The 14,311-nt window shown below is 57.0% G+C and carries 14 protein-coding genes; 6 read left to right on the top strand and 8 right to left on the bottom strand.

The features are described 5' to 3' along the window. The first annotated feature begins 78 nt into the window (after positions 1-78). Entirely contained in the window at positions 79-3,192 is a 3,114-nt protein-coding gene (acrD, locus tag ACG1VR_RS06095; RefSeq protein WP_172569297.1) for a multidrug efflux RND transporter permease AcrD, read from the top strand. Between the two features lie 97 nt (positions 3,193-3,289). On the opposite strand, the gene ypfM is transcribed toward acrD, so the two are convergent. Then, positions 3,290-3,349, bottom strand: a complete 60-nt coding sequence (gene ypfM, locus ACG1VR_RS06090; RefSeq protein ID WP_115586383.1) for a protein YpfM — start codon at positions 3,347-3,349, stop codon at positions 3,290-3,292. Positions 3,350-3,547: 198 nt separating this feature from the next. On the opposite strand from ypfM, the gene ACG1VR_RS06085 reads away from it, so the two are divergent. The 3 genes from ACG1VR_RS06085 to ACG1VR_RS06075 are packed head-to-tail and all read left to right on the top strand — an operon-like array spanning position 3,548 to position 5,256. Continuing rightward, positions 3,548-3,904: an ArsC family reductase gene (locus ACG1VR_RS06085; protein WP_265439847.1), complete on the top strand. Its 357-nt coding sequence runs from the start codon at positions 3,548-3,550 to the stop codon at positions 3,902-3,904. 4 nt (positions 3,905-3,908) lie between these two features. Then, positions 3,909-5,036, top strand: a complete 1,128-nt coding sequence (gene dapE, locus ACG1VR_RS06080) for a succinyl-diaminopimelate desuccinylase (protein ID WP_016537594.1) — start codon at positions 3,909-3,911, stop codon at positions 5,034-5,036. A gap of 28 nt (positions 5,037-5,064) precedes the next feature. Further along, positions 5,065-5,256: a YpfN family protein gene (locus ACG1VR_RS06075; RefSeq protein ID WP_016537595.1), complete on the top strand. Its 192-nt coding sequence runs from the start codon at positions 5,065-5,067 to the stop codon at positions 5,254-5,256. Positions 5,257-5,305: 49 nt separating this feature from the next. On the opposite strand, the gene ypfH is transcribed toward ACG1VR_RS06075, so the two are convergent. From ypfH to dapA, 6 genes are all read right to left on the bottom strand, one after another. Continuing rightward, entirely contained in the window at positions 5,306-6,004 is a 699-nt protein-coding gene (gene ypfH, locus ACG1VR_RS06070) for an esterase (RefSeq protein ID WP_395490467.1), read from the bottom strand. A gap of 73 nt (positions 6,005-6,077) precedes the next feature. Further along, complete coding sequence (locus tag ACG1VR_RS06065) at positions 6,078-8,096, bottom strand: tRNA(Met) cytidine acetyltransferase TmcA (protein ID WP_395490466.1); 2,019 nt, start codon at positions 8,094-8,096, stop codon at positions 6,078-6,080. 15 nt (positions 8,097-8,111) lie between these two features. Further along, entirely contained in the window at positions 8,112-8,990 is an 879-nt protein-coding gene (locus ACG1VR_RS06060) for a neutral zinc metallopeptidase (RefSeq protein WP_172569293.1), read from the bottom strand. Positions 8,991-9,123: 133 nt separating this feature from the next. Beyond that, entirely contained in the window at positions 9,124-9,837 is a 714-nt protein-coding gene (gene purC, locus ACG1VR_RS06055; RefSeq protein WP_008460193.1) for a phosphoribosylaminoimidazolesuccinocarboxamide synthase, read from the bottom strand. A gap of 218 nt (positions 9,838-10,055) precedes the next feature. Then, positions 10,056-11,090 carry an outer membrane protein assembly factor BamC gene (gene bamC / locus ACG1VR_RS06050; RefSeq protein WP_016537599.1) on the bottom strand — a complete coding sequence of 345 codons (1,035 nt, stop codon included), beginning with the start codon at positions 11,088-11,090 and terminating at the stop codon, positions 10,056-10,058. Between the two features lie 16 nt (positions 11,091-11,106). Next, positions 11,107-11,985, bottom strand: a complete 879-nt coding sequence (gene dapA, locus ACG1VR_RS06045) for a 4-hydroxy-tetrahydrodipicolinate synthase (RefSeq protein WP_016537600.1) — start codon at positions 11,983-11,985, stop codon at positions 11,107-11,109. 146 nt (positions 11,986-12,131) lie between these two features. On the opposite strand from dapA, the gene ACG1VR_RS06040 reads away from it, so the two are divergent. Both ACG1VR_RS06040 and bcp read left to right on the top strand, forming a co-directional pair. Beyond that, positions 12,132-12,686, top strand: a complete 555-nt coding sequence (locus tag ACG1VR_RS06040) for a glycine cleavage system transcriptional repressor (RefSeq protein ID WP_039898557.1) — start codon at positions 12,132-12,134, stop codon at positions 12,684-12,686. 15 nt (positions 12,687-12,701) lie between these two features. Continuing rightward, positions 12,702-13,172 (top strand): thioredoxin-dependent thiol peroxidase, encoded by a 471-nt coding sequence (bcp, locus tag ACG1VR_RS06035; protein WP_016537602.1) that lies wholly within the window; start codon positions 12,702-12,704, stop codon positions 13,170-13,172. A gap of 50 nt (positions 13,173-13,222) precedes the next feature. Here bcp and ACG1VR_RS06030 read toward each other — a convergent pair whose 3' ends face one another. Next, positions 13,223-14,299 (bottom strand): AI-2E family transporter, encoded by a 1,077-nt coding sequence (locus ACG1VR_RS06030; protein ID WP_016537603.1) that lies wholly within the window; start codon positions 14,297-14,299, stop codon positions 13,223-13,225. Positions 14,300-14,311 lie beyond the last annotated feature (12 nt).

The following is a 14,311-nucleotide window of genomic DNA, read 5'->3' as shown; positions in this document are numbered from 1 at the left end:
CACGTTTGATTAAGCGGTTAAAGCTACAGTGGTGCGGTTATTGATAACAATTAGAAGCTTTTAAGGGGTCCTGACCGCATGGCGAATTTTTTCATTTCTCGCCCCATTTTTGCCTGGGTGCTGGCAATATTGCTTTGCCTTACCGGCGCGCTGGCTATTTTTTCGCTCCCCGTCGAGCAATATCCTGACCTCGCGCCGCCAAACGTAAGAATTACCGCTAACTATCCCGGGGCTTCGGCGCAAACGCTGGAGAACACCGTTACCCAGGTTATCGAGCAAAGCATGACCGGGCTGGACAATATGATGTACATGTCCTCCCAGAGCAGCAGCGCCGGTCAGGCCACCATTACCCTGAGTTTTAAGGCCGGAACCGATCCTGACTCCGCGGTTCAGCAGGTACAAAACCAGCTGCAGTCGGCGGTGCGCAAGCTGCCGCAGGATGTGCAAACCCAGGGCGTGACGGTCAATAAAACCGGGGATACCAATATCCTGATGGTGGCCTTCGTCTCCACCGACGGCAGCATGGATAAGCAGGACATCGCCGACTACGTTGCCAGTAATGTGCAGGACCCGATGAGCCGCGTGAACGGCGTCGGCGGCGTGGATGCCTACGGTTCGCAATACTCCATGCGTATCTGGCTCGACCCAAACAAGCTCATCAACTACCAGATGACCACCGGGGATGTGCTCACCGCCATCAAATCCCAGAATGCGCAAATTGCAGTCGGCCAGCTTGGCGGCACGCCAGCGCTCGACAAGCAGGCGCTGAACGCCACCATCAACGCCCAGTCGCTGCTGCAAACCCCCCAGCAGTTTAAGGACATCACCCTGCGGGTGAATCAGGACGGTTCGCTGGTGACACTGGGCGACGTCGCTCAGGTGGAGATGGGCGCGGAAAAATATGATTTCCTCAGCACCTATAACGGCCAGCCCGCCTCCGGGCTTGGCATCAAGCTGGCTTCCGGCGCTAACGAGATGGAAACCGACAAGCTGGCCCGCGCCAAAATAGAAGAGCTGTCGCAGTTTTTCCCGCACGGCCTCGAAGCGAAAATCGCCTATGAAACCTCGCCTTTCGTCAAGGCCTCGATAACCGACGTCGTGAAGACGCTGCTGGAAGCGATCCTGCTGGTCTTCCTGGTCATGTACCTGTTCTTGCAAAACTTCCGCGCAACGCTGATCCCGACGATTGCGGTGCCGGTGGTTCTGCTCGGCACCTTTGCCGTACTTTACGTCTTCGGCTACAGCATTAACACCCTGACGATGTTCGCCACCGTTCTCGCCATCGGCCTGCTGGTGGATGACGCTATCGTGGTGGTGGAAAACGTCGAACGTATTATGAGCGAGGAAGGGCTCTCCCCAAGAGAGGCCACCCGCAAATCGATGGGGCAAATTCAGGGCGCGCTGGTGGGCATCGCGATGGTGCTCTCGGCGGTATTCGTGCCAATGGCGTTTTTTGGCGGCACCACCGGGGCTATTTATCGCCAGTTCTCAATCACTATCGTTGCCGCGATGGTGCTCTCGGTGCTGGTGGCGATGATCCTGACTCCGGCGCTGTGCGCCACCATTCTTAAGCCGCTGCACAAGGGCGAGCATCACGGCCAGAAAGGATTCTTCGGCTGGTTTAACCGCACCTTCAACCGCGGCGCTGAACGCTATGAAAACGGCGTTGCCCGGATCCTCGCCCGCAGCGCACGCTGGATGCTGATTTACGCTCTGCTGCTCGGCGGCATGGTGTTCCTGTTTATGAAGCTGCCAACCTCGTTCCTGCCGCAGGAAGACCGCGGTGTGTTTACCACCTCCGTGCAGCTCCCAAGCGGTGCCACGCAGCAGCAAACCACCAAAGTGGTTCAGCAGGTTGAGCAGTATTACCTGAGCAAAGAGAAAGACAACGTAGTCTCGGTCTTTTCAACCATCGGCGCGGGGCCCGGCGGTAACGGGCAAAACGTGGCGCGTATGTTTATCCGCCTGAAAGACTGGGAAGAGCGCAGCGCGGACGGAAGCTCGTTTGCGATTATCGAGCGGGCAACCAAAGCGTTTAACAAGATTAAAGAGGCGCGGGTTATCGCCAGCAGTCCTCCGGCGATTAACGGCCTCGGCAATGCCGCAGGCTTCGATATGGAGCTACAGGATCATGCCGGTGCCGGGCACGATGCGCTGATGCAGGCTCGTGACCAGCTTCTGGAAATGGCCGGAAGCAACCCGCAGCTGACGCGTGTACGCCACAACGGTCTCGACGACAGCCCGCAGCTGCAAATCGATATCGACCAGCGCAAGGCGCAGGCGCTTGGCGTCTCCATCGACGATATCAATAACACGCTGCAAACCGCCTGGGGCTCAAGCTATGTGAACGACTTTATGGATCGCGGGCGCGTGAAGAAGGTCTATGTTCAGGCCGCGGCTAAATACCGCATGTTGCCGGACGATATCAACAGCTGGTACGTGCGTAATAAAACCGGCAGCATGGTGCCGTTCTCCGCGTTTGCGACTTCGCGCTGGGAAACCGGCTCGCCGCGCCTTGAGCGCTATAACGGCTACTCCGCGCTGGAAATTGTTGGAGAGGCTGCACCCGGCCTAAGTACCGGTACGGCGATGGATATCATGGAGCAGCTGGTCAGCAAGCTGCCGAACGGATTCGGTCTGGAGTGGACGGGCATGTCCTACCAGGAACGCCTTTCCGGGGCGCAGGCTCCGGCGCTCTACGCTATCTCTCTGCTGGTGGTATTCCTGTGCCTGGCAGCGCTGTATGAAAGCTGGTCTGTACCGTTCTCGGTGATGCTGGTGGTACCGCTCGGGGTGATTGGCGCCCTGCTCGCCACCTGGATGCGTGGCCTGGAAAACGACGTGTACTTCCAGGTCGGCCTGCTGACGGTTATCGGCCTTTCGGCGAAAAACGCCATTTTGATCGTCGAGTTCGCTAACGATCTTAATGCCAAAGGCCAGGATCTGGTTTCTGCCACGCTCGAGGCCAGCCGCCAGCGCCTGCGCCCTATTCTGATGACTTCTCTGGCGTTTATCTTCGGGGTTCTGCCGATGGCGACCAGCACCGGGGCAGGCTCGGGCAGCCAGCACGCGGTAGGCACCGGCGTAATGGGCGGGATGATTTCAGCCACCGTGCTGGCTATCTTCTTTGTGCCGCTGTTCTTCGTCCTGGTGCGCAGGCGGTTCCCGCTGAAAGAGCACCCGGAGCACTAAGCAACAAAAAGGCGGCCTTCACAGGTCGCCTTTTTAGTGATGTTCGCAGAGTATTCAGAACCAGAATATCGCGCCGTTGCTTTTTATGCCGGAACGCTTATTTGCGCAACATATCTTCGATGAAGTCTTTCCACTGCCCTAACTCGTGCTCAATCATAACCGCCTCTCTTGATGTTGGCGCAATTATACGCGGATATATTCTCCCGTTGAACCTTTTTTGAGCGGGCAACTGTTGAGCAAACTCACAAATATATTGTTAGCAGAATAACGATTTAGCGGGCAATCGCGGCTCGATAATTGCCCTCAGCTGCGGCAAAATGACCGACCAGACCATCTAAACAAGAGTGACCGCCCCATGATTACCCTGTACGGCATTAAAAACTGCGACACCATTAAAAAGGCCCGCCGCTTTCTGGAAGCCAACGGCGTGGATTATCAGTTCCACGATTACCGTGTTGACGGGCTGGACGCGCCGCTGCTGGAGAGTTTTATTGCCGAACTGGGATGGGAGCCGCTGCTGAATACCCGCGGCACCACCTGGCGTAAGCTGGATGAAGCCCACCGCGCCTCCATTAACGATGCTAAAAGCGCAGCGGCATTGATGCTGGAGATGCCGGCAATCATCAAACGCCCATTGCTCTGCGCGCCGGGTAAGCCTATGCTGCTGGGTTTCACCGAAACCAATTATCAGCAGTTTATCAACGAGGTATAGTCTTATGTCCTGCCCGGTTATTGAGCTGACGCAACAGCTTATTCGTCGTCCTTCCCTGAGCCCCGATGATGCCGGTTGCCAGGCGCTGCTGATTGAGCGTCTGCGTGCGATTGGTTTTACCGTCGAACATATGGATTTTGGCGATACCCAGAACTTCTGGGCCTGGCGTGGACAGGGTGAAACGCTGGCGTTCGCCGGGCACACCGACGTAGTGCCAACGGGCGATGCTGACCGCTGGATCAACCCGCCTTTCGAACCGACCATTCGTGACGGCATGCTGTTTGGCCGCGGCGCGGCGGATATGAAAGGTTCGCTGGCGGCAATGGTGGTCGCTGCGGAGCGTTTTGTCGCTCAGCATCCCAACCATAAAGGCCGCCTGGCGTTTCTGATAACTTCCGATGAAGAAGCCAGCGCGAAAAACGGCACCGTGAAAGTCGTCGAAGCTCTGATGGAGCGCCGCGAACGCCTGGATTATTGCCTTGTGGGCGAGCCTTCAAGCACCGAAGTCGTCGGCGACGTGGTGAAAAACGGCCGCCGTGGCTCTCTGACCTGCAACCTGACCATTCACGGCGTGCAGGGCCACGTTGCCTATCCACACCTTGCGGATAACCCGGTACACCGTGCCGCGCCAATGCTGAACGAGCTGGTGGGTATTGAGTGGGACCGGGGTAACGAATTCTTCCCGGCCACCAGCATGCAGGTAGCCAACGTACAGGCGGGGACCGGCAGCAACAACGTGATCCCCGGTGATATGTTTGTGCAGTTTAACTTCCGCTTCAGCACCGAGCTGACCGACGAAGATATTAAACAGCGCGTGATAGCCCTGCTGGAGAAGCACCAGCTGCGCTACACCGTTGAATGGTGGCTCTCCGGCCAGCCGTTCCTGACCGCGCGCGGTAAGCTGGTGGATGCGGTAGTGAACGCCATTGAGCACTATAATGAGATTAAACCGCAGCTGTTAACCACAGGCGGTACATCCGATGGGCGCTTTATTGCCCGTATGGGCGCTCAGGTTGTGGAACTGGGGCCGGTGAACGCCACCATTCATAAAATCAATGAATGCGTCAACGCCGCCGACCTGCAGATGCTGGCCCGGATGTATCAACGCATTATGGAACAGCTTGTCGCCTGACGGGCAGTCAACTGAACGAGGTATCAGCATGGAATGGCTATCGCATTACTGGTGGATTATCGTCCTGGTGTTATTGCTGGGGATGTTTATTAACGTGATTAAAGACCTGAGCCGCATCGACCCCAAGAAGTATATGGCCAACAAGCCTGAGCTTCCGCCGCATCGTGATTTTAACGATAAATGGGATAAAGACGACGACTGGCCAGAGAAGAAGAAGTAATGCTGTACTCCTCCCTTCCAGCCGGAGGGAGGAGTGAAGTCCTGTCTGGTTACAGCAGCTCAATCAAATCGTCATTCTTCGGCGCGCCGCCGCCTAAAGCCTCGTCAAAATAGTGCTTCGGCACGGTATAACGCAGATGATCCAGCGCTGCCTTCATGCTGCGGTCGTCGATGGCGTGCCCCAAATCATCAATTAAATCCAATGTCACGTCGCCGCCAAGCTCCAGCAATTTTTCGGCCGCATCCACCGCGTGCGTAGCGTGGATAACCTTGTCGTTATCGCCGTGGATCAGGTGGATGGTGGTGCTGGTTGATGCCTGCTGCGGTAGACCGGCATAACGGCCGCTAAAGGCAATCACGCGCCCCACAAGACCCGGCTCGGCTTTAAGACTTTCCAGCGCCATTATCGCCCCCTGAGAAAAACCAATCAGCGCCGTCGCCGCCGCGCTCACGCCGCTTTGTTGCTGCCAGTAGCGCACGGTTTCAATAAAGCCCTGCATCGCGGTATCAACCCGCTGCTGGCGGTTTTCTTCGGTTACGCCAGCAACGGAGAACCATTCACGCCCGCCGCCGAAGCCGCTCTGCGCAGGGCCGCCAATGCTGACTATCAGGGCATCCGGAAACTCAGGAGCAAACCAGCTGCCAATCTCGCCCATCGCTTTTGCGGTGTCGCCGACGCCGTGGAACAGCAGCAGCAATTGGCTTGCGGGAGCCGACGGACTCTGGACAACAAAATGGTCGTGTTTCATGGTTTTCTCCTCGGTTAATAGCGCTAACTATACGCCGCTGCCCGGGGATGACCATGCCGTTTCATTGAACGACTTAGCGAAATTTTTGCAATTGCAAAACGCCCGTTCGCAGGGAATCGCTGCGGCTGCGATTGAGATTTTCCAGCGCCAGTGCGGCCTCCTGCCGCATCGCTGCCAACAGCCCTTTTTTCCCGGAAAGACCAAGTTGCTGGCTAAGTACCGCAGCGCTTTCGTACCGCTGGAGGCGGCCTCGCAGCGCGGGCAGCGGCAAATCACAGGCCAGCAGCAGGCGATTTAGCGACCCGATGCAGGCTTCCAGCGGACGATGGGCGAAGGCAAAACCGGACAAATCCAGCCAGTCCTCATCCAGCAATTGTGCTGGCCGCGTGGAAGCCAGCGGCAGGTTTAATTCAATCCATTCCCTGAGCCACGGCCAGTCTCTTGCCAGCCTTTGTCGCTCTTCGCGAACGAGCGTCTGCCCTTGCACCGTTAGCGGCAGCAGCGCCATCGCGCTATAACAGCCGCTGCTGGCCTCTTTGTGGCTTCCGACACGCACCAGCTCAAACCCGCAGCGCTGCCAGAAACGCCACAGCTCATCGGTATAGCCGAAGCTGACCGAAAGATAGTCATATTGCCCCCCGGCCAGCCCACGCGCACGTTCAACCATGCTGGCGCCAATATGTTCCCGCTGCCGCCTGGGGTGTACGGCGATCCTGCTGACGCGCAGCCCTTTCAGCGTAGCGGCCAGCGGGCTGCCGCCGTGAGCGGCCAGTGATTGCGCAACAAGATTCCCGCGCGGACGGCGGAACCCGGCCCACACGCAGCGGCTTAAGGTTTCGTCCAGCCCGCCCTCTTCCACCAGCCATAAAGCTCCGACACATTCATCGCCTGCGTTTGCAGCGATAAAATGCTGGCCCGGCGCATCCAGCATGCGCCGCAAGTCGAGGGGAGATGTGCGGTAATGCGCGCCCGACAGCAGGCGGTACATCTGCTTTAACTGCCCGGCATTGTGCTGCCAGTCTGCCTGCCCGACGGCCGCAAGTACCGGTTCACCCTGTACAGGCCGCTCTATTTCCGGCTCGTCAAACAGCATGATCTCGTCGATCGCCTGCTCCAGCGGATCGTTCTGTGCCCAGCGGATCGGCGCGCTAAGCGTGAACCGCCGCAAAGACGGAAGAGAAGCGCAGAATTTCAGTAAAAAGCCCCGCCCCGTGCCTTCGTAACCCTGAACCGTGGTGGTAAGCAACACGCGGGGGAAACAAGCAATTACCTGTCGCAGCAGCGGAGCCGGAATAGCGGCAGCTTCATCAACAATCAACCAGCTAAATCCCGCAGGCATGTTTTCTGCCGCCAGCGCATCCGGGGGCATAAACTGAAAACGCTCACCCGCATAGCTTGCCAGAACGTCGGTTGCGGCTTTAGTCGGGGCGGTAACCAGGCTCATTCCAGGACTGTTGTTGACCAGCATTCCCGCCAGGGCCGACTTACCTCTGCCCCTGGCGGCGGTAACCACGGCAACGCCGGAGTCCATTTTTGAAAGCCCGGCCAGAATTTCCGCCTGCTCTTTCTCCGGCGCGCCGCTGGCAGGGAGCCAGTCTGGCCGGGGAGCAAAATCAGGCAGGATTAACCCAGGCTGCTGGCACCACAGCACCGATCCGGCATCGTGGCTCAGGCAGGTTTGCAGATGGGAGATAAAATTCGGCGTGGCAATGGGCTGCGGAGCGTCGCTCCAGCGGGCGGAGTCTTCATCCGGTTGTTCGGGCCAGCTTTCCCAGTCAGGCACCAGCAGAAGCAGCCAGCTTCCCGCCCTGAGCGTCCCGGAAAGGGCAGCCAGCGCCGCGGCGTCCAGCCCGCTTCGTGCGTCGAAAACCGCGTGCTGAAATTCTCGCCCCAGCAAAGTTCGCAGCGCCGTCGGGGCGCAGCTAAGCGGCAGCTCAGGCGAGCCGCCGACCCAAAGCCAGTCCCCCGGCAAATGGGCCGCCAGGGCTTGCACCTGCTGGCTGCTCCAGCCGCTCTCTCCGGCCAGCACCATCAGGCGTCGAATACCCTGGCACCGCATACTCTCCGTGACCTGCCGGAGCCGCGCTATCATCCCTGCCTTCATAGGTTAACGAAGCGAGTTGCCGAAGGTGTTGCACTGCGCCGGGTCGCCGCTGTCAAAGCCGCGCTTAAGCCAGGTGTAACGCTGCTCGGAAGTGCCGTGGGTAAAGCTGTCCGGCACCACGCGACCCTGCCCTTTTTGCTGAAGCCTGTCGTCGCCGATGGCCTCGGCGGCGTTAAGCGCCTCTTGCAAATCTCCCGCATCCAGCACCTGCTGCTTCTCCATGTTGTGGCCCCAGACGCCTGCAAAACAGTCCGCCTGTAGCTCCATTTTCACCGACAGACGGTTGGCTTCTGCCGGTGAAGCATTTTGCTGTAGCTGGCGAACTTTAGGCTCAATGCCCAGCAGTTTCTGCACATGGTGGCCAACTTCATGAGCAATGACGTAGCCCTGGGCAAAATCACCGCCCGCGCCAAGCTTGCTTTGCATGTCATCGTAGAAGGAGAGATCGATATATACCGTGCTGTCAGCCGGGCAGTAGAATGGCCCCATAACCGACTGGCCGGTGCCGCACCCGGTGCGGGTCGCGCCGCGATACATCACCAGTTTTGGCTGCTGATAGGTGCGGCCCATTTTCTGGAAGATTTCACCCCAGGTATCTTCGGTGGTCGCCAGAATAACCGAGGTAAACTTTGCCGCCTCGTCGTCTTTCGGGCTAATGGAACGCTGCTGAGAGGATTGCTGGGGCACCGGCTGGCCGCCGGACAGGAAGGAAGTCAAATCGACGCCGTAGTAGCTGGCAACAATCACCACTACCAGCAGCACCAGCCCGCCCTTACCGCGTGGAATACGGAACCCGCCGCCGCCCATGCTCATGCCGGGGCCGGAGGAATCACTGCGCCTGTCCTCTACATTGTCGCTTTCGCGACGTCCTTGCCAACGCATACTTTCTACCTCATTCACAACTTGTAATGGTTAGATCGTAGGTGGTTAACGGCAGGATTACCATAAGAACAGACGGCGAAAAAACAGGGTGCGCAAAAACGCACCCCATTGCGCAACGTAAACGATTGCGTGGTTAGTCTAATTTAACGCCAAGACGGTGGGCAACTTCCTCATACGCTTCAATCAGGCCACCCAGGCTCTGGCGGAAACGATCTTTATCCATCTTATCAAGCGTCTGTTTGTCCCACAGGCGGCTGCCGTCCGGGGAGAATTCGTCACCCAGCACCACTTCGCCTTTGAACAGGCCGAACTCCAGCTTGAAGTCGACGAGGATAAGCCCGGCGTCATCAAACAGCTTGCTCAGCACGTCGTTTGCCTTGTAGCTCAGCTCACGCATGCGGGCCAGATTCTCTTTGCTCACCCAGCCAAAGGTTTCGCAGTAAGATTCGTTGACCATAGGGTCATGCATGGCGTCGTTTTTCAGGAACAGGTCAAACAGCGGCGGGTTCAGCTCAATGCCTTCTTCAATGCCGAGGCGTTTTACCAGAGATCCTGCGGCACGGTTACGAATGACGCATTCAACCGGCACCATATCGAGCTTTTTAACCAGCACTTCGTTGTCGGACAGAAGCGCTTCCATCTGGGTCGGGATACCCGCTTCTTCCAGTTTGGCCATAATGAAATGGTTAAACTTGTTGTTTACCATCCCTTTGCGGTCGAACTGCTCAATGCGCGCACCGTCACCTGCTGACGTATCATTGCGGAACTCGAGTACCAACAGGTCCGGGTTCTCCGTACTGTAGACGGTCTTCGCTTTGCCACGATACAACTCAGCTTGCTTTTGCATCTTTCTTACTCCAGGTATAGCGATCGCTTGCGCAATCGGAGGGGTTTACCCGTCATACTTCAAGCTGCATGTGCGTTGGTTGCGCCTGATCACTCCGGTCACATAGTTAGCTATGCTCCCGGAGATTTCCAGTCTTACCGCCTTCCTGCAGCTCGAATTATTCAGGGTATCTACATAGGCTTAAATAACAAGGGCCGGAATTATCCGGCCCCTGAGTATTACTTGCTGAATGCTGCCTGGAAGACGGCTACCAGAGCATCATTCTGAGACTGCGTTAGCGTGTGCCCTTTCGGGTCGATGAACTGCAGGCTACTGCGGTTATCGAGGTCGCCGACCTGCAGCTTATAGTCGCCGCTCACGAGGCCCGGGTCTTTTGCACCCAGCTCGCTCCACGCACTGTCGGAAAGCGGTTTGTAGGTCACCGCGATATTGCCCTGAGAACGGGTAGTATCGGTGGCTTTCATGCCCACTTTTTCCAACGCGGCCGGCAGACGGTTCCACACGACGTTAAACGGCGCACGGACCACCAGCATTGGCAGGCCGGTATCATCCGCGGCGCTCTGCACGTCGAGCTGTGCGGAGCTGCGATTGTCCTGCGTGTTCTGGCGAGCCGTTTCCGACTTGTCGAGGCCCGCACTGATAACGTTCAGCATCTGCGCGCTGTAGCGCTGCATGGATGCGGCATCGGCAATTGGCTTATCGCCCTGCTCCAGATTCAGCAACTTAACCACAACCGCCTGCTGGTAGTTCTGAGGCTGCACGGTAATCTGGTAGCGGCCACGATACTGCACGTCTTCGTCAGCACGGTTCCACTGTACCCAGTCGGTAGTCAGGGTCTGGCCAGCGTCGTCGCGCTTCGCAATCGTGTAGTTCTGGGACTGAATAATGCTGACAACCTGGTTCCACAGGCCGCTGGCTTTATTCCCTTCAACCAGCAGAGACGCGGTATCGCCGGTAAACTGAGTACGCGCCCCGTTGACCAGAGCCAGAGCCTGAGCCGGTGGGCGAATATCCAGCTGCTTACCTACAGCACCGCTGCCGTTAGTGACCGGAATGTTGTAGTCGCCATTCTGTATCGGCAGGATCATTCCGGCCGGAGAGTGGATTTCCGCAAGTGGGGTTGCATCCAGGTAGGACTCATCGCCGCTAACCTGACGCTTGTAACGCTGATCGGAACTGCACGCCGCTAACAACATGGCGAGCGAAACAACAGCAACTTTTGCCACCGTCGACTTCTGTACTGAGTAAGCCATCAAATCTCCCTAAGCTTTACAGCAAACCGGCATGCTTAAGCGCGCTGATAATCACCGGGCGACTTTCGTCGGTCAGCGGCGTCATCGGCAGACGTAAGGTATCGGTTGCCACAAGACCCAACTCCCTGGCGGCCCATTTCACCGGGATAGGGTTGGGTTCTACAAATAATTTATGGTGCAGCGGCATCAGACGCTGGTTAATTTCGCGAGCCTGTGCAAATTGCCCTGAGGTGGCCAGTTTACACATTTCCGCCATCTCACGCGCGGCTACGTTTGCGGTAACCGAAATTACCCCGTGGCCGCCGAGCTGAATGAAGTCCAGCGCGCTGGCGTCATCGCCGCTCACCAGGATGAAGTCATCTTCAACCAGCTCTTTGATCTGGTTTACGCGACTTAAGTTCCCGGTGGCTTCTTTGATACCGATAATATTTTTAATTTTCGCCAGGCGGCCAACGGTTTCCGGCAGCATGTCGCAGCCGGTGCGCGACGGCACGTTGTACAGCATCTGCGGCAGATCGGTGCTTTCAGCAATCGCTTTGAAGTGCTGGTACAGGCCTTCCTGGGTAGGACGATTGTAATAAGGGGTGACCGTCAGGCAGCCAACAATTCCACTGTTGTGGAGGTGTTTGGTCAGGGAAATAGCTTCAGAGGTGGCGTTCGCACCGGTGCCGGCAATAATCGGGATACGCCCGTCAGCCAGTTCCACCGTGAGCTTCACTACGTCGACGTGCTCGTCGTGGCTTAAGGTAGCCGATTCACCGGTAGTCCCTACCGATACAATCGCCGACGTTCCGCTGGCGACATGGTAATCAATCAGTTTTTTCAGGCTGGACCGGCAGACACTACCTTTCTCATCCATCGGCGTAATTAGCGCGACAACACTTCCCGTAAACATTAGCCACCCTCTTTGCAAACATGTTCTCCAATGTTACGTTTGGTGCCATAGCAAAAGCAAGCCGCCAGAAGGCGCTAAGCGGTTGGCAGCATACTTTTTTTATGCTTTCCTAATGTCAATCTCACCGATTCACAGGAAGAACGCGCTTGGCACCCTCATCACGTCATTATTTGGTTATCACAGCCCTGGGGGCGGACCGCCCTGGTATCGTCAATACCATTACCCGCCACGTCAGCAGCTGCGGCTGTAATATCGAAGACAGCCGCCTCGCGATGCTGGGTGAAGAGTTCACCTTCATTATGCTGCTCTCCGGCAGCTGGAACGCGATAACCCTGATTGAGTCCACCCTGCCGCTTAAGGGCGCGGAGCTTGATCTGTTAATTGTGATGAAGCGCACAACGGCTCAGGAAAGACCGGCGATGCCCGCCACCGTCTGGGTGCAGGTTGAAGTCGCCGACTCTCCGCATCTGATTGAGCGTTTTACCCACCTGTTCGATACCCATCAGATGAACATTGCAGAGCTGGTTTCCCGCACCAAACCCGCCGAAAATGACGTTGGGCCGCGGCTGTATATTCAAATAACCGCCCACAGCCCAGGCTCCCAGGATGCAACAATTATTGAGCAAGCTTTTAAAGCCCTATGTACAGAATTGAAAGCAGAAGGCACTATTAGCGTGGTTAACCCACAGCAAGACGATTAAAGACGGAGAGTAGCGATGAGCCCACTGAAAGCCGGTGATATTGCACCGAAATTTAGCTTGCCCGATCAGGACGGCGAACAAGTAAATTTAACCGACTTCCAGGGACAGCGAGTTCTGGTTTATTTCTATCCTAAAGCGATGACACCAGGCTGCACCGTGCAGGCATGTGGTTTGCGCGACAACATGGATGAGTTGAAAAAGCGCGGCGTGGAAGTGCTGGGAATCAGCACCGACAAGCCGGAAAAACTTTCCCGTTTTGCCGAGAAAGAGCTGCTTAACTTCACCCTGCTTTCTGATGAAGACCACCAGGTCTGCGACCAGTTTGGCGTGTGGGGCGAGAAATCCTTTATGGGCAAAACCTATGATGGCATTCACCGTATCAGCTTCCTGCTGGACGGAGAAGGCAAGGTTGAGAAGGTGTTTGACGATTTCAAAACCAGCAACCACCACGACATCGTGCTGGGCTGGGTGAACGAAAACGCCTGACCCGAGAATAAATAAAAAAGCCGACTTAACCGTCGGCTTTTTTGTGGCTGTTATTTATCTCCGACGCCGTCGTCGATAAGCGTCGCATCCGGCCAGGCATGTACCACAGCCTTAATCAGCGTAGCCAGCGGGATGGCGAAAAACACGCCCCAGAACCCCCACAGCCCGCCGAAGATAACCACCGAGAGAATAATCACCAGCGGGTGAAGGTTCACCGCCTCGGAGAACAGCACCGGCACCAGCAGGTTACCGTCCAGCGCCTGAATAATCAGGTACACGCCGAACAGCGTCCAAAATTCTGTGCCGAGGCCAAACTGGAACAGCGCCACACAAACCACCGGAATAGTGACCACAAATGCGCCGATATACGGAATAAGCACCGAAAGGCCGACAAGCACCGCCAGCAGCAGCGAATAGTTAAGCCCGAAGACGATAAATCCGATATAGGTCGCCACGCCAACCACGATCATTTCCAGCACTTTGCCGCGAATATAGTTAGTGATTTGCTGGTTCATTTCCAGCCAGACCTGCCCGGCGAGGCCACGATTACGCGGCAAAATGCGGCGCACGGCATTCAGCATTTGCTCTTTGTCCTTCACCAGGAAGAACACCATCAGCGGCACCAGGATCAAATAAATGGCGAGGGTCAGCAGCCCAACCAGCGACGCCAGCGAGAATTTCACCACCTGGTCACCCATGCCGGACAGACGCCCACGCATGTTCTCCGCCATGGCATCAATAATGCCCGCATCCACCAGCGCCGGGTAACGCTTAGGAAGCGTGGCGGCAAAGTCGGACAGCTTATTGAGCATGCCCGGCATGTCGCGAATCAGGTAGATGCCCTGCTGCCAGGCTACGGGAGCGACCACCAGCACCATCAGCAGCAGAATGCCGACAAATAGCACCAGCACGATAGTTGTTGCCCAGGTGCGAGAGCAGCCCACCCGCTCAAGGCGAACGGTCGGCCACTCCAGCAGGTAGGCCAGCACGATGGCGACCAGCAGAGGCGCCAGCAGGCCGTGAAGGAAGAACAGGATGCAAAAACCCGCCACCAGAATAACCAGCAGGGCAATAGCCTCCGGATCGCTGAAACGACGGCGATACCACTGCAACAACATGTCGAGCATACATCCCTTCCG

This window comes from Cedecea davisae, from assembly GCF_044095835.1.
GTDB classification, from domain to species: Bacteria; Pseudomonadota; Gammaproteobacteria; order Enterobacterales; family Enterobacteriaceae; genus Cedecea; species Cedecea davisae.
Note: the sequence above shows the minus strand (reverse complement) of the source record. Positions and strands in the feature narration are given on the sequence as shown.